16 protein-coding genes are annotated in these 21027 nt (G+C 44.0%); 4 read left to right on the forward strand and 12 right to left on the reverse strand.

The genetic code is table 11. The features are described 5' to 3' along the window. Positions 1-13: 13 nt before the first annotated feature. The 6 genes from HMPREF0091_RS05375 to HMPREF0091_RS05400 all read right to left on the reverse strand — a co-directional run bounded on the left by HMPREF0091_RS05375 (position 14) and on the right by HMPREF0091_RS05400 (position 7429). Positions 14-841 carry a PHP domain-containing protein gene (locus HMPREF0091_RS05375; RefSeq protein WP_006303295.1) on the reverse strand — a complete coding sequence of 276 codons (828 nt, stop codon included), beginning with the start codon at positions 839-841 and terminating at the stop codon, positions 14-16. A 218-nt stretch (positions 842-1059) separates the two neighbouring features. Further along, complete coding sequence (locus HMPREF0091_RS05380; protein ID WP_006303297.1) at positions 1060-2250, reverse strand: pyridoxal phosphate-dependent aminotransferase; 1191 nt, start codon at positions 2248-2250, stop codon at positions 1060-1062. A gap of 165 nt (positions 2251-2415) precedes the next feature. Continuing rightward, positions 2416-4569 (reverse strand): ATP-dependent zinc metalloprotease FtsH, encoded by a 2154-nt coding sequence (gene ftsH, locus HMPREF0091_RS05385; protein ID WP_006303298.1) that lies wholly within the window; start codon positions 4567-4569, stop codon positions 2416-2418. Between the two features lie 30 nt (positions 4570-4599). Beyond that, positions 4600-5151, reverse strand: a complete 552-nt coding sequence (gene hpt, locus HMPREF0091_RS05390; protein ID WP_006303299.1) for a hypoxanthine phosphoribosyltransferase — start codon at positions 5149-5151, stop codon at positions 4600-4602. Positions 5152-5227: 76 nt separating this feature from the next. Further along, a complete protein-coding gene (gene tilS / locus HMPREF0091_RS05395) occupies positions 5228-6757 on the reverse strand; it encodes a tRNA lysidine(34) synthetase TilS (RefSeq protein WP_006303300.1) in 1530 nt (509 codons plus the stop codon). A gap of 243 nt (positions 6758-7000) precedes the next feature. Next, a complete protein-coding gene (locus HMPREF0091_RS05400) occupies positions 7001-7429 on the reverse strand; it encodes an Hsp20/alpha crystallin family protein (RefSeq protein WP_006303301.1) in 429 nt (142 codons plus the stop codon). A 233-nt stretch (positions 7430-7662) separates the two neighbouring features. On the opposite strand from HMPREF0091_RS05400, the gene HMPREF0091_RS05405 reads away from it, so the two are divergent. Further along, positions 7663-8169, forward strand: coding sequence for a hypothetical protein (locus HMPREF0091_RS05405; protein WP_006303302.1), 507 nt, complete (start codon positions 7663-7665; stop codon positions 8167-8169). A 25-nt stretch (positions 8170-8194) separates the two neighbouring features. Here the strand turns inward: HMPREF0091_RS05405 and clpB are convergent, their stop codons facing one another. From clpB to dnaK, 5 genes are all read right to left on the reverse strand, one after another. Next, positions 8195-10984: an ATP-dependent chaperone ClpB gene (clpB, locus tag HMPREF0091_RS05410; RefSeq protein WP_035434649.1), complete on the reverse strand. Its 2790-nt coding sequence runs from the start codon at positions 10982-10984 to the stop codon at positions 8195-8197. A 256-nt stretch (positions 10985-11240) separates the two neighbouring features. Continuing rightward, the gene (locus HMPREF0091_RS05415) at positions 11241-11666 is read right to left on the reverse strand and encodes a heat shock protein transcriptional repressor HspR (protein ID WP_006303304.1); all 426 of its coding nucleotides are present in this window, start codon (positions 11664-11666) and stop codon (positions 11241-11243) included. Continuing rightward, positions 11641-12624: a DnaJ C-terminal domain-containing protein gene (locus HMPREF0091_RS05420; protein WP_006303306.1), complete on the reverse strand. Its 984-nt coding sequence runs from the start codon at positions 12622-12624 to the stop codon at positions 11641-11643. The genes HMPREF0091_RS05415 and HMPREF0091_RS05420 overlap by 26 nt, the downstream gene beginning before the upstream one ends. A 42-nt stretch (positions 12625-12666) precedes the next feature. Continuing rightward, complete coding sequence (locus HMPREF0091_RS05425) at positions 12667-13506, reverse strand: nucleotide exchange factor GrpE (protein WP_006303308.1); 840 nt, start codon at positions 13504-13506, stop codon at positions 12667-12669. Positions 13507-13585: 79 nt separating this feature from the next. Next, positions 13586-15499 carry a molecular chaperone DnaK gene (gene dnaK / locus HMPREF0091_RS05430; protein ID WP_010241825.1) on the reverse strand — a complete coding sequence of 638 codons (1914 nt, stop codon included), beginning with the start codon at positions 15497-15499 and terminating at the stop codon, positions 13586-13588. Between the two features lie 348 nt (positions 15500-15847). On the opposite strand from dnaK, the gene yfcE reads away from it, so the two are divergent. The 3 genes from yfcE to HMPREF0091_RS05445 all read left to right on the forward strand — a co-directional run bounded on the left by yfcE (position 15848) and on the right by HMPREF0091_RS05445 (position 19438). Continuing rightward, positions 15848-16456, forward strand: coding sequence for a phosphodiesterase (yfcE, locus tag HMPREF0091_RS05435; RefSeq protein ID WP_006303313.1), 609 nt, complete (start codon positions 15848-15850; stop codon positions 16454-16456). Positions 16457-16536: 80 nt separating this feature from the next. Beyond that, complete coding sequence (locus HMPREF0091_RS05440) at positions 16537-17829, forward strand: class I SAM-dependent rRNA methyltransferase (protein WP_006303314.1); 1293 nt, start codon at positions 16537-16539, stop codon at positions 17827-17829. 208 nt (positions 17830-18037) lie between these two features. After that, positions 18038-19438 (forward strand): Y-family DNA polymerase, encoded by a 1401-nt coding sequence (locus tag HMPREF0091_RS05445; RefSeq protein WP_006303315.1) that lies wholly within the window; start codon positions 18038-18040, stop codon positions 19436-19438. Between the two features lie 166 nt (positions 19439-19604). Here HMPREF0091_RS05445 and purD read toward each other — a convergent pair whose 3' ends face one another. After that, complete coding sequence (gene purD / locus HMPREF0091_RS05450) at positions 19605-20945, reverse strand: phosphoribosylamine--glycine ligase (RefSeq protein ID WP_006303316.1); 1341 nt, start codon at positions 20943-20945, stop codon at positions 19605-19607. Positions 20946-21027: the final 82 nt, after the last annotated feature.

The raw sequence follows: 21027 nt of genomic DNA on the forward strand, positions 1-21027 counted from the left end.
AGCGCATAGAACTCTAATTGTTTGTGGGTTCTTGTGTGCCGAGCGCATGATGCATAACGCGTAAAAATGTTGACGAATCGGTTGTTGCGATGAGCTTTTGGGGGAAATGAATTTCTTCCAGAAGCTTTTTAACGTGCGAAAATTGACCGATATGCATCGAAATGTGAGAATCAGAGCCCGTGGTAATCATAGTTTCAGTTTCTGCGCAACAAAGCGCAATTTCTTTGCAGGTATTGGTTGGATATCCAGCAAGCGTTGCCTCGTTTATCTCGATAAGTTTGCCTTTTTCCTTTGCATACGCGCAAAGCTCTTTAATATCAAAATCAACACCATAACGACCCGTATGGCCCAAAATTAACACGTATGGATTATCCAAGGTTTTCATATACATGCGCGTGACCTCAGACTTAGATGCCTGGCGAGCAAAATCTATATTATGCAGCGACGCGAGCGCATAATCACACTGCGAGCAAACCTTATCTGCCAAACTTTCAACATGATCGTAAAGCCGACCACCAATTTGATAGCGAACGGGAATATTTTCGCCAAAAATGTGGCCTTCCATGTCTACAATATCAACTTCGCAGCCATGCAATACACGAACACCTTCCCAGCTTGAAGGCCATGCAGAATAGTTAATAAAATGCTGAAAATCGCGCAAATCATACGTTTGCGCGCGCTCAAGGTCAACTTCTTTGGTGATCATCGAAGAAAAGTGATCCGTACAGCCCAATAACTCTAAGCGTGCTATAGCAGCTGCATGCACGTTTTCTTGAATGGTTGAAAAGGCATGACGTGATAAAAGCGTATGAGAATGAGTGTCACATGCAATCCGTATCATACATACACCTCTTTATGCATGGGGACGAATACGAAATAAAGTCTTATGCTAAGCATAACAAAATTTGAAAGCTCAAACGATGAATTTCGGTATGCGGTGTATGAAGCGCTTAAGCGGTACGCAATGCTTTATGCAGCTATGCAACCCTTTGAGACCCGTAGACTAAAGTGGCATGTGTCTGCACAGGCGCATGTCGTTAACCAGCATAAACACGCTTGTTAGTGCTCATTGTCATAGGCGTGCTTGAGAAGCTCAAAAGCTTTTCGTGAGCGCTTAATGGTGTCTAGATCAGCGCAATAACCAATACGAACCCATCCCTTGCAACCAAAACTATTTGAGGGAACAAGCATAAGCTCAAACGTGCGCGCCACAAGGGAAAAATGTTCGGCATCATCTTCGAGCGCACGCATCCACAGATAGAAAGCACCCTGCGGCTTAATATAGCAATAACCCAGATCATCTAGAATATGCATGAGCTCGCACCTATTGGTGTTATACGCCTCAACTGGTGCAGGTTCTTGCGCGCAATCGATAAGAACTCGCTGAAATAGTGCTGGAGCACACACAAAGCCCAAACGCCTACCTGCTCCAGCTACAGATGGGATAAGTTTGTCGTGATATGGGTTAGACGAAGGCACCAAAACCCATCCAATACGCTCACCAGGTAAAGATAGTGATTTTGAATACGAATAGCACACTATAGATGTTTGGATATAATCGGGAACCCAAGGAACACATGTCCCATAGCTCAGTTCGCGATAAGGTTCATCAGAAATGACATAAAGAGGATGACCAAACGTGTTCATAGCGTTTTTTATAAGCTCATTAAGACGAGCAAGCGTTTCTTTTGGATAAATAACGCCTACAGGATTGTTGGGCGAGTCGATAATAATTGCTTTAGTTTTAGGAGAAATCGCAGCAGAAAGTGCCTCAAAATCAATATCAAAGGTGTGCTGATTGGCTAAAACTATAACTTCACGAGCACCGCAAGCGTCAATCCATACACTATATTCAGGGAAAAAAGGAGCAATAACAATAACTTCATCACCTGAGCAAACAACCGCATGCAACGCAATAGATACTGATGCGGCAGCACCACAGGTAAGATAAAGATCGTCTGGATGGTAATCGGTATGATATTTTTGATTAAGCGCGCACGCAACGGCATGGCGAGCCTCATACAATCCCGAAGCTGGTGTATACCCATGCAGGTTTAATGAAGGCAGCTCAAGATTTTTAAGAATAGAAGCCTTGACCGATGCAGGAGCCGAAACACTTGGATTGCCAATTGAGAAATCAAAAACGTTCTCGTTTCCTATTTCTGCTTTTCTCTTTTGAGCAAATGCTGCAAGCTCGCGAATAGATGATTTTGAAGAGCCCGCTTGATAACATGTTTGGTTAATATCCATATGATTCCTCGCTCGTTGTTAATCTGCGGTATGTATGCGTTGCAGATATGGTAATCATACTACAAAAAACGCCGCAAGCAGCAAAGCATTACGGCGTCTCAAGCACATAGGCACAAAAGTGTTATGAACTACAAGTTATACGTACATAACATATAGCATGCGCGGTTAAGCACGTACACTTGTGTCCGCGTTTTGGTCTATGTCGTTCTCCATATATTCAGGGTGATTTTGAAGATAGTGTTCCCACTTACCATCGAGCAAAGCTTGAACGGCCTCACCTTCAACCGTTTCGCGCGCAAGCAGCACGTCAACCATCGTCCGTACCAATTCTTTACGCGAAGCTAAAACTTGTTCAGCGCGTTCGTGCGCACGACGCATCATGCGCTCAACTTCATCATCAATGCGCTTAGACGTTTCGGCAGAATAATTAGAACCATGGGCATAGTCGCGACCTAAAAATACCTCATGTTGTGCCTCGCCGTACACCTGAGCACCAAGCTCATCGCTCATGCCATAGCGCATAACCATCTTGCGCGCAAGTTTAGTAGCCTTTTCAAGATCGTTGCTTGCACCGGTGGTGATATCTCCGCAAAACAGCTCTTCGGAAGTTCTGCCACCCAGCATAACTGCTAACTGATCTAACATAGCATTTTTAGTTTCAAGCACTTTATCTTGCTCGGGCAATTGAAGCGTATAGCCAAGCGCAGAGCCACGACTAATAATTGAAATTTTATGTACAGGATCGGCGTGTTTAAGAATATGGCCCACAAGAGCATGTCCACTTTCGTGGTAGGCAATGGTGCGTCTTTCCTCTTCGGTCATAACGCGACCCTTCTTTTCTGGACCAGCTATCACGCGCTCCATAGCCTCTTCTATTTCGTTCATACCAATTATCTGCTTATGACGACGCGCTGTAAGAAGCGCTGCTTCATTCAAAAGATTGGCCAAATCGGCGCCCGTAAATCCAGGCGTTAGTTTTGCAAGTGCCCCAAGCCGCACATCGGGTGCAAGTGGTTTATTTTGAGCATGAACCTCAAGAATGGTTTTTCTGCCTTTGATATCGGGAGGATCAACTTGAACACGTCGATCAAAACGACCAGGGCGCAAAAGTGCTGGATCCAAAATATCGGGTCGATTGGTTGCGGCAATAAGAATAACTGCGTCACTCTCTGCAAAACCATCCATTTCTACCAGCAACTGATTAAGCGTTTGTTCGCGCTCATCATGACCACCGCCAACTCCAGCTCCACGCTGACGGCCAACTGCATCTATTTCGTCGATAAAAATAATGGAAGGAGCTGCATGTTTTGCCTGCTTAAAGAGGTCGCGAACACGAGAAGCGCCTACGCCAACAAACATTTCAACAAAATCTGAACCCGAAATAGAGAAGAACGGCACTCCTGCCTCTCCTGCTACTGCCTTTGCAAGCAACGTTTTGCCCGTTCCTGGCGCTCCCACTAACAACACGCCACGCGGTATTTTGGCACCTAATTTTTTATAGCGCTTAGGATCTTTAAGAAAGTCGCGCACTTCTTTAAGCTCTTCAACAGCTTCATCAATACCTGCAACATCTTTAAAAGTTGTTTTGGGGCGACTTTTTTCTCCAACACGAGCGCGAGCTTTACCAAACGACAGAGCGCGTCCGTTTTGATCGGAAATCGAATTCATAAGGAAGAACAGCGCGGCAACGATCAAAACCGTTGGCACAATTGCCGAGATCACTGTTTTAATCATGGAATCATCAGAAGTGTCAATGCTAAACGCAATTGTTGGATGGTCTTGCATGAGCTTTTGTAGGCTATCGTGCCCTATGTAATAGGTCTTAAAATGACGCGAAGTGTCATTGGAATTAGTATAAACGCCTGTAATGCTGCTATCTTGAGTTTTATAAACAACCTTGGTGATCTGTTCTTGATTAACCGCTTCAACAAACTGATTAGTTGTAAGGGTATCTTGAGGTGAAGCAAAAAAGGCATTATAGGCACAATACGCAAGCCACGCAGCTAAAAGCAACGCAAAGATGATCCATATACGCTTGCGTCGTGGTGACTTATTTTTAGAAAACGCGTCGATAATGTCGTTGAGCTCATCAACACTTAAATCATCTAAATTAAGGTTTTTGAAACGGCTTTGGTGAGATGTATCCTCTTGGTGAGATGCATTCTCGCGTTCAGGCGTTTGGACAGGCTCATTATGTTGCAAAGTGTTGTCATGAGCATCCGCACGTTTGATTGCCTGCTGTTGAGAAGGTTTTGTCTGCGAATTTTGCTCAGGCGCAGGTGTAGGCGATTCTTTCTGATCTGGTCTGTTTTCCAACACGAACAAACTCCTTATACGTTCTTATAGCGTTTAATGTGAATAAACTTGAGGCTTAAGTACACCAACATAGGGTAAGTTACGGTAACGCTCGGCATAATCTAAGCCATAGCCCACAATAAAGGAATCAGGAACATGTGTGCCTACGTAACGTGGTTCGATTGCCGGTTTATGATTGGGGATATCTTTTACTGAAAACGCCGCAACATGAATTGAAGCAGGTTTGCGAGCACGAAGCAGCTCGATGAGATATTTAAGTGTAAGACCTGAGTCTAGGATATCCTCAGCAATAATGATGTCACGACCTTCAATTTTGGTATCAAGGTCTTTAAGGATTTTCACAACACCTGAGCTTTTTACCCCATCTCCATAGCTTGACACTGCCATAAAGTCAATAGCACACGGTATGGTAACAGCGCGTAACAAATCGGATGCAAAGATAAATGCTCCACGCAAAACGGCAATAAACAGGGGATTTTTGCCCTCGTAATCTTTAGAAATTTCGGCACCTAAACGGCTTACGATTGCTTTAATATCGTTTTCACTTAAAATAACGCGCTCGATATCGGGGTGAAGCTCACTCATGATATATAGCTCCTAACTTTTTACACGTGAACATATTCACAGAGTATGAACACCTAAAACCAATACTCCTCCAATGTTATTTTGCAGGAGTAAAACTTAATTCTAGCATCACTGTAGTACGAGGTGTACAACGAAAACGCTCATCTGAGCGAATGCTTGCAACCCACACGATTTTTCCTTCGGGAGCTTGGCGAACAATAGGGATGAGAGGTCGCTCCTCAAGGGGAATGTGCGCCTCATTTAAGAGGTCACTAATTTTTTTGGATCTTCCGCTCATGCCAAAAGGACACATAACATCTGCAGGCTGTGCGCTGTCTACCCACAACATAGCTCCCTGTAAAGACGGGCGAGAATCCAGAGCAAATCCAAGTTTTTCGGCATCACATACTATATGGGTACCTTGTGTTCTTTGCGAAAGCTTTTGCGCAAAATCTTCGGGTTGCATATGAGCAGGACACGCGTACACGCGCGCAGCTAAAGTATAGGGCACGGCATTGCGCGTACACGAAAACGTACCTGGTACACGCATCCATGCAGGACGAAGCGCCTCCTTATGCGTGGTTAAGCGAATAAAAAGCATGCCATGTTCAACACGAACAGACAAAGAATTTGCAAGGCTTAAAGAGCCAATACCAGCAGCAACACAGCGCAAAATAGCTTCAATGTGTGCAGTATCAAGACGAATATCACACGCCATCTGCATAAGTGCAAGACGCACCATACGGCGCGCGAGAGCCACATCTTCTGAACTTAAACGAAGCGCATCAAGCACTAATACGCTTTCCGTTTTTCTTCTTATAAGCGACTCAAGATGACGACGCGCTACGTTATCCATATAGTTGTTTTCATCGCGCAAGATATCGCAAGTTGAGCAAATTCGCTCAATCAAATGCGGATTTTTTTGCTTGAGCTTGGGAACAATAACGTGGCGCATATATGCACGTGCATAATGCGTATCGTGATTGGTTTGATCTTCGCACCAGGTCATACCATGTTGGGTAAGCATATCGCAGAGCTCTTCATGCGTTGTGTCCAAAAGTGGACGAACAATAATTGATCGACGGCGAGGAATTGAACACAAACCAGACAGTGCCGACCCCTTAGTTGCATTCAAAAAGAATGTTTCTACCCGATCACTTGCTGTATGAGCAGTGAGAATACGGGCGTCCTGTACGCGCGTATGAGTTTGCTGGCACAGTTTTTTTATCAATTCAAAGGCCACTTTATATCGCACCATACGACCAACATTTTCTATATTTTTCTCGCCTGACAAGGTTTTTTGTGCAGCAAGACGGGCAACATCTACATGTGCGACATGAAAAACAATGCCAAAATGAGAGGCAAGCTCTAGTACAAATTCCTCATCAGCTTGAGCGGATGCGCCGCGCAGTCCGTGATTTACGTGAAGAATGTGCAGCCGCTCTTTTGCAATTGGTGCACAACCTCGACCATCCTCAAGATCAAGCTGCGATGTTGCAGCTAACAGGGTTAATGCCGACGAATCGGCTCCACCAGAGACCATCAAAAGCACCGGTGCAGATGAAGATCCTTCCACTTGAGACCTAGAAGATGTTGTATGAGCAAAACGAGCCTGAACGCTTGGCACGTATACCTCCTCAAAACTGCGCTTTGTATGTTTGCTTATAGGTGCAATGTCATGTGCAATGTCAACCTAAATACATAAGACGATAGTATGCAGAAAAATATTGTAACCGTATTATATGAACAACGCCTGTTCATCACAGTAAAACAAAAAGTGCCAAACAAAACGTGCGATATCACACAACGTGATACCGCACGTATAAGCATATGGTCGTCACTCATACACCTCTTGCCAAACGCGAATAAGCTAGTCGATTGAAACCTTAGTAACGTTTGCTTTTTCTTGCTGTTTAGGGACCGTAATGGTAAGCACGCCATTGGCTAAACGAGCACTTAATCCTTGTGTTGCTGCGTCTTTTAGATAAACACCACGCGTAGCACTCCATGAAGATGTCTCTTTGTACAGATAATTCTTGTGCTTATCCTCTTCGCTTTCTTGCTTAGTTACAGCTATCGACAGACGACCTTCATTAAGTTCGACATCTATATCCTCGCGCTTTACACCAGCAAGCTCAGCAGTAACTTCATAGGAAGTGTCTTTATCTTCAACATTCATCTTAAACGTATGAGCATCGGACAAATTTGAAAGTTCTACAGGCTCCTGGAAGAAGTCACCAAAAGGATCAAATGCACGACGAAGTGTCTCTAAACGATTGTAAGGAACCAAAGTAGCCATATGAATCACTCCTTAAAACGATGAGGTTATACAACCTCTTATGTTCATATAGGTACGTACCCGTACTAACAGATATTATACAACCTCATATATATTTTTATAATTGCTACACATATATAATCTAAGTCTACTATTGTTAGGTATTGAAATGTAAAATCCTAAAAGAGTTACGCGTTCAAGCGCGTATTATGGTATAAATAATGTGAGAAAACAAATGCTGTCGGAGGTGCTGTATGACAGAAGATTTACACGGTATATCAGGTAGTGACAATCGTGCGCAACAAAAACACATGTCTAGTACCCAAGACGTTTGTGAATCTAAGGAGCCTATGCAGCGCAGCGCCGCAACTGCAGATTATGTAGAAGATCCTTTTACCTATACCAACAATACCAAAGACGAGTGCCCTGCTCCTTATGTACGTCCTACCAAGCCACATCACACACAAGAAGCCATTAATGACTTGCAGGAAGATGAAGTTGATAATCTCGACGTTACTGGCATTGACTCTCGCACTATAAAATCTTCTTCTCTTAAGCGCCGTCAGCGCAGAATCTCAAGAAAGGATGCCGAGATCTTAAATAAATCTCAATACGGTCACTATCTTGAAATTCCACGCAACAAGCGTTCCATTTTCCAGCCACAACAGCGCATCCAACAACAACGAATGAATAAACTTTTGTTTTTATCTGCGCTTATCGTGGTGGCAATTATTATCGTTCTCTTTTACATCATCCACTAACGTCATTCGCTAAGAGTACTTCTCACTAATCCCAAGGATTTTTCTCAAAAAGTTTTTCTTGCGAAGGTGCGCGGTCAGAATACGGGTCATAGCCGTCGTCGTCTTCACGTTCGGCTCTGATAGTGCTGTCTCCTCTACGAGAAGATATATTCTGCGCAAGGCGAGAAGACCCTTTTTGTGTTGAAGCCTCACGCGCAGGGTCTGTATGAGCGTCAGACATTTTTGGATGAGCTATAAAATTGTGCTCTGCATCTACATCTACCACAAGCGTATCTCCCTCATGAACACGTCCATCAATAATAAGCGTAGAAATAGTATCTACCACTTGCGTTTGAATAAGACGCTTAAGGGGACGCGCGCCGTACGCAGGATCAAAGCCCTGAGTTGCCAGTTGCTTATGTGCCGCGTCAGTTAAGACAAGGCTCATGCGCTCGCGCGCAAGTCGCTCGCGGACTGATTTAAGCTGAAGATCAACAATTTTCTCGATAGCTGCAGCATTAAGAGAGTCAAACATAACAATATCGTCAATTCGGTTAAGGAACTCTGGCTTAAACGTGTCGCGCAATGCCTGCGTTACACGATTTTTAACATCTTCAGATGTAAGCGATGAACCTGCCTGCGTTGCTTGCGATATAATTTGACTTCCAACATTGCTAGTCATAATAATGATTGAGTTTTTAAAGCTCACCACACGACCTTGCCCATCTGTTAGACGCCCATCATCAAGCAACTGCAACAAAATGTTAAACACATCAGGATGCGCTTTTTCCATTTCGTCAAGCAAAATAACACAGTAGGGATGCCTGCGTACAGCCTCGGTGAGCTGCCCGCCCTCGTCGTAACCTACATATCCTGGAGGCGCGCCAATGAGGCGCTGGACGCTGAACTTCTCCATATATTCGCTCATATCAATACGAACTAAAGCACGTTCATCGTCAAAGAGCGTAGAGACAAGCGTTTTAGCAAGCTCGGTTTTTCCTACACCAGTAGGGCCGAGGAAGAAAAAGCTTCCCAATGGCTTATTGGGATCTGCAAGCCCTGCACGACTTCTGCGCACAGCCGCCGCAACAGCTGATACAGCCTTGTCTTGTCCGATAACACGCTTATGCAGTACAGCTTCTAAACCGCGCAATTTAGACATTTCACCTTGCATCATTTTTGCAACAGGAATACCTGTCCACGAAGAAACAACGGCGGCAATTTCCTCAGGTGTTACTTCTTCTTTAAGCAAGCCGCCATTTTCCTGCTTGTCATGCAAAGCGGCTTCGGCTTCTTGATAGCGCTTTTCAAGCTCGGGTATTGTTGCATAACGCAGCTCGGATGCGCGAGCCAAATCCGATGTCTGTGCGGCATATTCCATATCACGTTTTGCGTGTTCAATCTTTGATTTAAGATCTTGAACCTTATCAATTGCGTGTTTTTCGTTATACCATTTTGCACGTGCAGTTGTAAGAATTTCACGCGCATCTGCAATTTCTTTTTGAAGCGCACTCAAACGTTCCTTAGAAGCATCGTCATCCTCTTTTTTAAGCGCCTGCTCCTCAATTTGCATGCGAGTAAGCTCGCGTTGCTTTGCATCTATATCTGCTGGCATCGAATCAAGCTCCATACGAAGCCGAGACGCTGCCTCGTCAACAAGATCTATTGCTTTATCAGGTAAAAAGCGCTCACTAATATAGCGATTAGACAAATCTGCAGCACTTACCAGAGCAGCATCACAAATACGAACACGATGGTGTTGCTCATAAGCCTGTTTAAGACCTCTTAAAATAGATACCGTATCCTCAACAGAAGGCTCTTTTACCAGCACCGTTTGAAAACGCCGCGCCAAGGCTTGGTCTTTCTCGATATATTTACGGTATTCGTCCAGCGTTGTAGCTCCTATTGCATGGAGCGCGCCGCGCGCAAGTGCAGGCTTTAAAATATTGCCTGCATCCATTGCACCATCTGTTGCCCCTGCTCCTACAATCGTATGAAGCTCATCAATGAACAAAATAATTCGGCCTTGAGATTTTTCTACTTCTTTAAGCACTGCTTTAAGACGATCTTCAAATTCGCCGCGATACTTAGCTCCAGCAACAAGCGCGCTCATATCAAGCTCGATAAGCTCTTTATCTTTGATGCTTGACGGAACATCGCCTGCAACAATACGCTCGGCTAGCCCTTCTACAATTGCTGTTTTACCAACACCAGGCTCGCCAATAAGGACTGGATTATTTTTAGTACGACGACTAAGGACCTGAATTGTCCTACGGATCTCTTCAACACGGCCAATAACGGGGTCAAGCTTGTGAGCACGAGCAAGTGCACAAACGTTTCTGCCGTATTGTTCAAGCGCCTGAAATTGAGGCTTACTGTCGGCAGAGGTTACGCGATCATTTCCGCGCAATTCTTCGTAAACTTTTGCAATGCGCTGTGCAGTAATGCCAAAGTCTTGCAAGATTTTTTGTGCATCACCCGATGTAGACGCAAGCGCATAAAGAATATGCTCGGTTGTAACGTAATCATCAGTAAGTTTATGAGCATATGCCTCGGCTTTATTTGCCACATCAATGAGCTGATTGCTTAGCTCAGTTTGAACAGTTTGCCCTGTTATTGCTGGTAACTTAGCAAGCTTCTCTTTCACTGAGCGCTCGATAGCCCCGGCGTCACCGCCAATTTTTTCGATAATGGCAGATATATTTCTTTCACGCGATGAAAGAAGCGCATCCAAAACGTGCAGCGGCAACACCTGCGATGCATGTGCTGTTTGAGCTGCGGCGATTGCCTGTTGGAGCAACTCCTGAGCTGTAGTGGACCACATAGACAGCTGCATACATACCACCTCTTTCATGAAATTTACGAATATTTGTTTTATACGATTGAGCGCGTGGCTCAATCTCTGTTAAGAAGTATTACCTTTAAGTCTTACTTTATACATTATCTAAGTGTATTCATATTAGATTTATAGGTCTACACATATCCTACAAGTAAGAAATTACGCAAAAAATAAAAGGAAAAGGCGTGTTCTACCTGCGAATAGAACACAGTAAAGTCTAGCTTTAGCTTACGCGCACACCAAATGGTTTATATCACGCGTCTTGAGTATCTCCAGATAATAAACCACGCATAATTGTTTCGGGATTATTAGAATCATAGCGAGCAAGCGCGGTTATACGCTCGCGCATACGCAGCTCGTGGACTTCATCCTCAAGCGCGCGTATGCGTTTGCGCAATGCATCGTTTTCTTCATCACGAGCAACGGAGCGCTCACGCATATCCAAAATACGAACCACACCTGCAAGATTAATACCTTCATCGGTGAGTTTGCTGATAAGATTTAAGCGCTCTATGTCGTTAGCGGAATACAAACGCGTATTTCCGCGCGAACGACCAGGATTTACAAGACCTTTTTGTTCATAGACACGAAGTGTTTGCGGATGCATACCAGTAAGTTCGGCTGCAACACTGATCATGTATAACGGCTTATCTTTAGCGCTTTTTCCACGCGTCTCCATGCTCACGCACGTCCTTTCTGTAGTCTTGCATATCATTATCACGCAAACGCTCAAAAGTTTCACGCTCTTTTGCAGAAAGATACGTAGGAATTTTTACACGCACACTAACAAAAAGCGAGCCACGTGCACCTTTTTTCTTAGGCACACATGCGCCTAAGTCTTTGAATCTAAATGTCTTACCGTCTTGTGTACCTGCAGGAATCTTAAGACGAAGCTCGGCACCATCAGGGGTTGGAATGTCTATATGAGCGCCTAATATAGCTTCATATATACTAATAGGAAGCTCCATATGAACATCTGCGCCATCGCGATGGAAAAGCGGATCATCCGAAACAGAAGTGGTAATAACAAGATCTCCACGTTCGCCGGTACCGATGCCATATTCTCCCCGACCGCGATACCGCAGCTTGCCGCCATTTTGAGCACCAGCAGGAACTTTTACCTCTAACGTTTGAGTTTCTTTAGTGGATGGAATCGTAAAGCGCACACGCTGTGTACAACCGTTATATGCCTGTTGTGCACTCAAGGTAAGCGACAACGTTAAATCTCTACCCTTTGTGCTGCGTTGCGTATAGCCTTGCGAACCTGCGGCATTCCCAAAAATACTTGAAAAATCAAAATCTGAAAACGCACCATTACCATTACGAATGTTAGTAAAAACATCATTCCAGTTGCCCATATTGGCTGCATACGTATAGGATGAGCCACGCCCACCAGAAGCGTAGGACCCAAAACCCGAACCGCCAATACCACCAAATTGCAACATTTGATCATACTCACGACGCTTGTTTTTATCTGAAAGCGTTGTATAAGCCTCGCTGATCTCTTTAAATTTTTTTTCGTCACCGCCAGCATCGGGGTGATATTTTGCTGCTAATTTACGAAATGCCCGACGAATATCTTGATCGGTGGCGCTTTTTGATACGCCTAAAATATCGTAATAACTTCTTTGCGCCATTTTGACAAGCGCCTCCTTTCAACAATTCAAAGGTTGAGCACACTATGCTTGTTCAGAAGCACCGTCTGAGCTCGTTGCATCGTCTTGAGTATCTGCAGGACGAGCAGGGCCTCCAAACGTCACCGTAACCATAGCATTGCGGATTACTTTTCCACCCATGCGATAACCCTTTTGATATACATCGGCAACTGTATCGGCATAGACATCTTTATTTTCTTGTCTGCCCACTGCTTGATGAATCAAAGGATCAAAGGCTTTACCTGCAGGATCAATAACCTCAACGCCTTCTTTTGCCAAAATTGCAAGCATTTTATCGTGAACTTGAGAAATACCATCCAAAAACTGTGTAAAGTTATCATCCTTGTTATCCAAAGAAGCTGCATGATTAGCTGCGCGCTCCATGTCATCAATAACAGGTAAAAGGCTTAGAACCAGTTTTTCGGCTGCGCGCGCTTGCTCGTCCAGACGTTCCTGAGCCGTACGTCTTCTGTAATTATTCCAATCTGCTTGCAGGCGCATAAATTTTTGATTTGCCGCCGCTGCCTCTTTGGACTTTGCGTCAAGTGTGTCTTGTAAATCTTCTAATTGTCCAGATAGCTCGTCATGCTCTTTTTTAAGCTTGTCAAAGTCTGCCTTAATGTCTTCACGCGCGGCTTTTTCGCCTGCAGCAATAGCTGCAGCTACGGTAGCGTCCTCATCGGCACATGCATCTAAATGTTCTGTACCGTGCGCAGCAGTATCACACGAACTACAAGCTTGAGCAGGTGATTTATCATCCGACTTATGTGCAGATGGGATATCGTGATGACTGTGAGGCATCTGTTGAGATGCGTCCGCTGCACCTTCGTGCGAGAAATCTTGTTTTTCATCTTTAGGCATCATAGACGTTCTACCTCCTTATGGTATAGAGGGCAGTACAGAAATTGTGTACTGCCCCGGCTACTAGCTATGCGTGTAACGCTTAGTTCTTTTTGTCGTCGTCTACAACTTCATAATCTGCGTCAACAACATCATCTTGAGGCTTTTGTTGCGCGTCTGCAGCGCCACCTTGTGGCTGTTGTGCACTTGCTTGTTGTGCGTTTGAATACGCGATCTCAGCAAGTTTATGGCCAACTTCCTGCAGTTTTTCGCCAGCAGCCTTAATGGCTTCGATGTCTTGGCCTTCGAGTGCCTTCTTAGCTTCAGCTACCGCATCTTCAGCAGCTTTCTTCTGATCAGCAGGAACCTTGTCACCCAAATCCTTCAAAGTTTGCTCGGTTGAATATGCAAGCGAGTCTGTTTGATTGCGTACTTCAATTTCGTCTTTGTGCTTTTTATCTTCTTCAGCATGAGATTCAGCATCTTTAACCATGCGATCTACTTCATCATCAGAAAGTGCTGTTGAACCAGAAATGGTGATCTGCTGTTCTTTGCCTGTTCCCTTATCTTTTGCAGTAACCTTTACAATACCGTTTGCGTCGATATCAAAGGTAACCTCAATTTGAGGAACTCCACGACGAGCTGCAGGGATACCAGTCAGACTAAACTTACCTAAGCTCTTGTTGTCGCGCGCCAGCTCACGCTCGCCTTGTAAAACGTTGATTTCAACAGATGTTTGATTGTCAACAGCAGTTGAATAAATCTCGGTTTTGCTGGTAGGAATGGTTGTATTACGATCAATCATCTTGGTCATAACGCCACCCATAGTTTCAACACCTAAGCTTAAAGGAGTTACATCCAAAAGCAAAATGCCCGAAACATCACCGGTAAGAACACCAGCTTGAACCGCTGCACCATCAGCAACTACCTCATCGGGGTTAACGCTCATATTAGGTTGCTTGCCCGTAATGGTTTTAACAAGCTCTTGAACAGCAGGCATACGAGATGATCCACCAACGAGGATGACTTCATTTACATCGGAGATTGAAATATTTGCATCGTGAAGTGCCTTGGTAACAGGCTCTTTGCAACGCTCAAGCAAGTCGCGCGTAATGCGCTCAAACTCGGCACGGGTAAGTGTGTAATTGAGGTGCTTAGGACCAGTTGCATCAGCAGTAATAAAGGGCAGGTTAATGTCTGCTTGTTGAGCACTTGAAAGCTCTTTCTTTGCGTTTTCAGCAGCCTCTTTAAGACGCTGAAGAGCCATAGGATCTTTACGCAGATCAATATTGTTATCCGACTGGAATTTATCTGCCAGCCAGTCGATAACACGCTGATCCCAATCGTCACCACCCAGGTGGTTATCACCATTAGTAGCAAGAACTTCTACCACACCATCTGCCAAATCAAGCAGCGATACATCGAACGTACCGCCACCAAGGTCAAATACGAGAACTTTTTGGTCAATATCTTTTTTATCCAAACCGTATGCAAGTGCTGCAGCCGTAGGCTCGTTTACAATACGCTTAACGTCCAAACCTGCAATTTTACCTGCGTCTTTAGTTGCCTGACGTTGCGCGTCATTAAAGTAAGCAGGAACGGTAATAACAGCTTCGGTAACTTTTTCTCCCAAATATTTCTCAGCGTCAGCCTTCATCTTAGAAAGCACCATGGCCGAAATTTGCTCAGGGGTAAAGTCCTCTCCGTTAATGGTTACAACAGCACGATTGCCAGTACCGCCTTTAACGGTATAAGGAACAGTTTTAATCTCTGAGCTAACCTCGTCAAAACGACGACCCATAAAACGCTTAATAGAAAATACCGTGTTAGTAGGGTTGGTAACTGCTTGGTTTTTAGCAGCTTTTCCTACAATACGGTCGCCTTCGGCACGAAAACCCACGACTGAAGGTGTGGTGCGATCGCCTTCGGCATTTACAATAATAGTAGGTGCGCCACCCTCAAGCACTGCCATTGCCGAGTTTGTGGTACCAAGGTCGATTCCCAATACTTTACTCATAGCTGGTATCCTTTCATCATGACATGCACAAGCACACATACGCTTTGTATGGATATCGTGCATGTTTTACATTTCGTTAAAGGTGCGTTTCTCACGCACTATCAGAATTGTTCCCTCTATATATGAATACTATACATAATCTAAGTGTATTCATACTAGATTTTTTATATCTCCACATATCATAGATATTATACGCCGCACCTTCATATCTGAGCATAGGCGCAAGAGCGCGTCTTCTTGAATACGTTCTGTATTTGCACAGGTCACAATACAGTTGTAGTACACTTGATACAAGTTGCGCGCGTTAATGTGCGTGCGCGCACTCATCAAATTTATGGAGATGATTTTATGAAGCTCGTTATTGCATCGGATATTCATGGTGCTGCTCAATGGTGTCGCCGCTTAATTGATGAGCTTGACCAGCATCAACCTGATCGTGTTATATTGTTGGGCGATTTACTATATCACGGTCCGCGTAATAGTCTTCCTGCTGATTATAATCATAAAGAAGTTATCGCTATGCTCAATTCAATTAAAGAACAGCTTATTGTAGTGCGCGGTAACTGCGAAGCAGAAGTTGATCAATGGGTTTTGGAATTTCCTTGTTTAGCAGAATATAACATTTTATGGGATCAAACTCTTGATAGCGATATTGGCACCAAAATTCAGCGTACAGACGAGTATGGTAAGCTCATAGAAGGTCGCGCACTCTTTTGCACACACGGACATAAATGGGGAGCAGGTTTTCATAATTCTTGTGATCATATGCCGCCTCTTCCGCAAGGAAGTGCTTTGATATTTGGGCATACTCACAAAAAAATAAACGAGGAAAGCGCAGCATACCCAGGTATATGGTGCTTTAATCCAGGCAGCGTTGGTCTTCCTAAAGACGGCACGCATAGTTATGGTATCTATGAAGACGGTGTTTTTACACATCGAATTTGGGATAATGCATAACGTTTTGTCCTGATGGATAAACCGTTGATTATGAAGGTCTGTCTAAAACACACGGTAACAAGCGTATCCGAGGAGCGCCGATGAAGCAAAGTAGAACATATCCTATAGCCACTATTACCAAAAAGGCCACGCGAGCGCTTAAAGATGGATTTAGCTGGGTCTATGCTGACGAGGTTATAAAAATTGAAACACGTGATAAAGCTGCGCGAACAGTGGAAAATGCTTCACTCGTAGATGTTTGCGAAGAAAATGGAACGTATCGAGGTACGGCGTTTCTTTCTCAAAACAGCACCATTCGTCTACGTATGGTAAGCACAAACGCTAATGATCGTTTTGACGAAGCGTTCTGGAAACGTCGCATTATGTGGGCATGGCAACACCGTGTAAGCTGCATGAAAGAAAAAAGTCTTCCCCATACCGATGATACGCACTGTTGCCGCGTTATTTTTTCCGAAGCGGACGGCATTCCTGGGCTTATAGTCGATAGGTATGAAAGTGTTTTGGTATGTCAAATTACCACAGTTGGTGTTGAGCGCATAAAAGACCTACTTTATCGGCTTGTTGTTGAAGTTTTGCACGAGGCTGGCGAAGATATCCGCGCACTGTATGAACGCTGCGATTCGCCTGTGCGTACTAAAGAAGGTTTAACGCTTTATAAGGGCTGGTATACCAAATTGTCACCTGCGCTTAGCGTGCCCACGTCATCGCAGCTTATCATGCATGAAAATGGAATAGCTTTTTCTGTTGATGTAGAAAACAGCCAAAAAACGGGCTTTTTTCTGGATCAGAAATACAATAGACGAGCAATACGTAGCATATGTGCAGGTAAACGCGTATTAGACTGCTTCTCACACGTTGGGCCATTTGCCCTTAATGCAGCCGTCGCAGGAGCAAAAACTGTTCGAGCGGTTGATATTAGCGAGCTTGCACTCAAACTGGCTCAAGAAAATGCCCGTCTTAACCATGTTGAACATATTGTGCACTGTAGCTGTGCAGATGTTCTGGACTATCTGCGTAAATTGGAGCAGGATAAAAACTATGCACATGCCGAAGGCGGCCCTTTTGATGTAATAATTCTTGATCCTCCTGCATTTACTAAAAGTAGGAGCACCATTTCTTCGGCCATGCGAGGCTACAAAGAAATCAATTACCATGCCATGAAACTTCTGCCACGTGGCGGATATCTAGCCACTTGTAGTTGTAGTCACTTTATGTCAACAAAGCTTTTGCAAGACGTGCTTCGAAGCGCAGCACAACAAGCCCAGGTTACGCTCAAACAAATTGAAGCTCGGCAACAGGCATGCGATCATCCTATTATATGGGGTATGCCCGAAACCCATTATTTGGATTTTTTCATCTTTCAAATTATTTAGCGCGTCTAAACGGTTATATGCGCACGTAGGCGGATTATATGCCAAGGTATTATGCTCAAGTATTACGCCAAGGTGTCAGCATATGGCAAACCCATGGCTTGTAGGTATATTTGCACACATATATAACATGTAATGAGACTTGCTTTTATCGTACATGCGTTCTATACTAGAACACATGTTTTCCGAACTTTTGTTCTAAGGAGTCTCGGTGTTCACACTTGCAGGATACATTCCTTTTAATGCTACATCCCAAGCACATGCCAAAGCAACACAAGGTCTATACGCGCAAAAAGCCGCGTATGAGCATATAGATGCCCTACCGTATATGTGCATTGATCTTAAAACTTTTTACGCTTCAGTTGAATGTGCCGATCGAGGACTCAATCCATTTACAACCAACTTGGTAGTTGCCGATCCCGATCGCGGAGAAGGAACCATCTGCTTGGCCGTTACACCTGCGCTTAAAGCACAAGGTGTACGAAATCGTTGTAGAGTATACGAGATCCCTAAAGACATAACGTATTTAAAAGTAAAACCACGCATGCAGCACTATGTTGATGTTTCTGCACGTATACGCTCTATCTATGAACAATTTTGTGCACCGTGCGATATTTTTCCGTACTCAATAGACGAGTGTTTTATCTATATTGCACCGTATATCAAACGATATAACATGTCGTCACAACAAATTGCGCAAATGCTTATCGATGCCGTATATGAGCAAGAACATATTTGTGCAACAGCGGGTATTGGAAGCAATATGTTTCTTGCAAAAATTGCCATGGATATTATCGCAAAACACAATAACGCACACATGGGAATTCTTACCAAAACGCTCTTTTATCGTGATATATGGCATCATCGACCGCTGACAGATATATGGGGCATAGGATCAAGCACCGCACAAAAACTTGCACGTTATGGCGTGTTCGATCTGCATGGCGTATGTGGCATTCCCAATGAAATTATGTTGCGAGAATTTGGCATAGGCGCGCACACGCTTATTCATCATGCTTGGGGCCTTGATTTGTGCACCATAACTTCAATCAAGGCATACAAACCACAACATCAGTCGATATCAAATGGGCAGGTACTTATGCGCGATTATAGCGAAGCAGAAGCAAAAAGTATTTGTAAAGAAATGATTTATGACTCATGTCTTCGTCTTATTGAAGAAAGAAATACCTGCTCGTGCATTACGCTTGAGGTTATGTATACCAACACGCCCTTAGCGCAGATAAACAGTATTGATTCTGTTTATCTCAAAAATCGTCAGCACACACTTCACTGTTCTCATACGCTTTCATACCATACAGCATCACGCAGCATACTAGAACAAATTCTTGATACGCTGTGGGACACACGCGTTGATAAAGATCGTCTTATACGCAAAATTTGCATTACACTGGGAAATCTTAAGCCCCAAGCACAAGTTACTCCAACACTTTTTGAAGGAGATGAATCGCACACTAACGAATATAAACTTGCACATGCCACGCTTGCCGTCAAACATAAATATGGTAAAAACTCCCTGTTGCGAGGAACAAGCTTATTGCCACACGCAACAGGAAGGCAGAGAAACCAACAAATTGGAGGTCATCATGCATAAACACGTTATATACACACTGCTCATTTCGTATAAAGCGTGCCTGTTGTTGGATACACCGCATGCCATTGCTGAATAAAACGTTAGAAACACTTTATACATCAGATGGCAGAAAAGCTCCATGCATCAGATGGCAGAAAAGCTCCATGCATCAGATGTTAGAAACACTCTATACATTGTTGTTTTGAGCTTTAAGTGCAATATCTGAACGATAGAACATATGCGGAAGGTCTAACAAATCGAGGTAGTCATACACGTGCTTTCGGGCTTGTGCAATGCTAGAACCTTGCGAAAGCGCCATAAGAATACGACCACCTGCGGATACCAGATCACCTTGATTTACGTCTAACTTTTCACGTGGTGTTGCATCTGTTTGTGTATCTAACGTTGTGTCCGACTTTACTCCAGCATAAATCAATTCAATCGAAGAAGGAGGGTTGATAAAAGGTGTGAGTGGAATATTTTTTATATAAGATTTTGGATAACCATCAGCAGCAACAACAACTCCTACGCATGAACCATGTGCCTTGGCAAAGCGTTTGGTATCTGTGCCGCTAAGCAACTCGGTCACCATCGATGCAGTATCTTCATCCAAAACTGATGTGATAACCTGTGTTTCGGGGTCACCAAAACGGGCGTTAAATTCTATAACATAAGGACCAGAGCTTGTAAGCATAAGCCCCGTGTACAGTACTCCGTTAAATTGAGCGTCGCTTTGTTGCAGTGCCGACAAAGTAGGTTCAACGATAGTTGTAATAGTTTGCTGAACCAGTTCAGGCGTTACGAAGGGAACAGGCGTATACGCGCCCATGCCTCCTGTATTTAAGCCAGTATCTCCTGTACCTTGGCGCTTGAAATCTTGTGCGCAAGGTAAATAGATACGACTATTGCCATATACAAGAGTAAAGAACGAAAATTCAGGACCTTCAAGGAACTCTTCAAGAACAACTTTTGTTTGGCTCCCAAACTCATGAAGTGTAAATATTTCTTGAAGCGCTTGGTCTGCGTCGTGTAAAGTACGAGCAATAATAACACCTTTACCTGCCGCTGGACCGTCAGCTTTAATAACAATAGGAGCAAAATGAGACGAGGTGACACACTGTTTTTTTACAGCATCTAATGCACTTTCATAAGATGTATGAACTGAATATTTTGCCGTAGGAATGTGATGTGCTTCCATCAAGTCTTTAGCAAATGATTTTGATGATTCTATTTGTGCGGCTTTTTGAGTTGGACCAAAAATTTTGAGCCCACGTGCCTCAAAATAATCAACAATGCCAGAAAAGAGAGGTAACTCGGGTCCAACAAATGTCCAATCGATGTTATGTTGTACGCAAAAATCGGCTAATCCCTTAAAGTCATCTTGAGAAATTGGAACACATGATATCTTTTCAGCGCACATGCCTGGATTACCAGGTGCGCAAAAAACGCGTGTCACTTGAGGCGATTTCGCAAACGAGCGCGCTAAGGCGTGTTCGCGGCCGCCAGAACCTACAACCAATATGTCCATGAGACATCCTTTCGTGCTTTGTGTGCTTTGTGTGCTTTGTGTGCTTTGTGTGCTTTGTGTGCTTTGTGTGCTTCGTGTGCTT

The organism is Fannyhessea vaginae DSM 15829 (genome assembly GCF_000159235.2).
Lineage (GTDB): Bacteria > Actinomycetota > Coriobacteriia > Coriobacteriales > Atopobiaceae > Fannyhessea > Fannyhessea vaginae.

Coding starts and splice junctions, on each gene's coding strand:
- HMPREF0091_RS05375 (WP_006303295.1), bottom strand. CDS start 841: ATGATACGGATTGCATGTGACACTCATTCTCATACGCTTTTATCACGT.
- HMPREF0091_RS05380 (WP_006303297.1), bottom strand. CDS start 2,250: ATGGATATTAACCAAACATGTTATCAAGCGGGCTCTTCAAAATCATCT.
- hpt (WP_006303299.1), bottom strand. CDS start 5,151: ATGAGTGAGCTTCACCCCGATATCGAGCGCGTTATTTTAAGTGAAAAC.
- HMPREF0091_RS05400 (WP_006303301.1), bottom strand. CDS start 7,429: ATGGCTACTTTGGTTCCTTACAATCGTTTAGAGACACTTCGTCGTGCA.
- HMPREF0091_RS05405 (WP_006303302.1), top strand. CDS start 7,663: ATGACAGAAGATTTACACGGTATATCAGGTAGTGACAATCGTGCGCAA.
- clpB (WP_035434649.1), bottom strand. CDS start 10,984: ATGCAGCTGTCTATGTGGTCCACTACAGCTCAGGAGTTGCTCCAACAG.
- HMPREF0091_RS05415 (WP_006303304.1), bottom strand. CDS start 11,666: ATGGAGACGCGTGGAAAAAGCGCTAAAGATAAGCCGTTATACATGATC.
- HMPREF0091_RS05420 (WP_006303306.1), bottom strand. CDS start 12,624: ATGGCGCAAAGAAGTTATTACGATATTTTAGGCGTATCAAAAAGCGCC.
- HMPREF0091_RS05425 (WP_006303308.1), bottom strand. CDS start 13,506: ATGATGCCTAAAGATGAAAAACAAGATTTCTCGCACGAAGGTGCAGCG.
- dnaK (WP_010241825.1), bottom strand. CDS start 15,499: ATGAGTAAAGTATTGGGAATCGACCTTGGTACCACAAACTCGGCAATG.
- yfcE (WP_006303313.1), top strand. CDS start 15,848: ATGAAGCTCGTTATTGCATCGGATATTCATGGTGCTGCTCAATGGTGT.
- HMPREF0091_RS05440 (WP_006303314.1), top strand. CDS start 16,537: ATGAAGCAAAGTAGAACATATCCTATAGCCACTATTACCAAAAAGGCC.
- purD (WP_006303316.1), bottom strand. CDS start 20,945: ATGGACATATTGGTTGTAGGTTCTGGCGGCCGCGAACACGCCTTAGCG.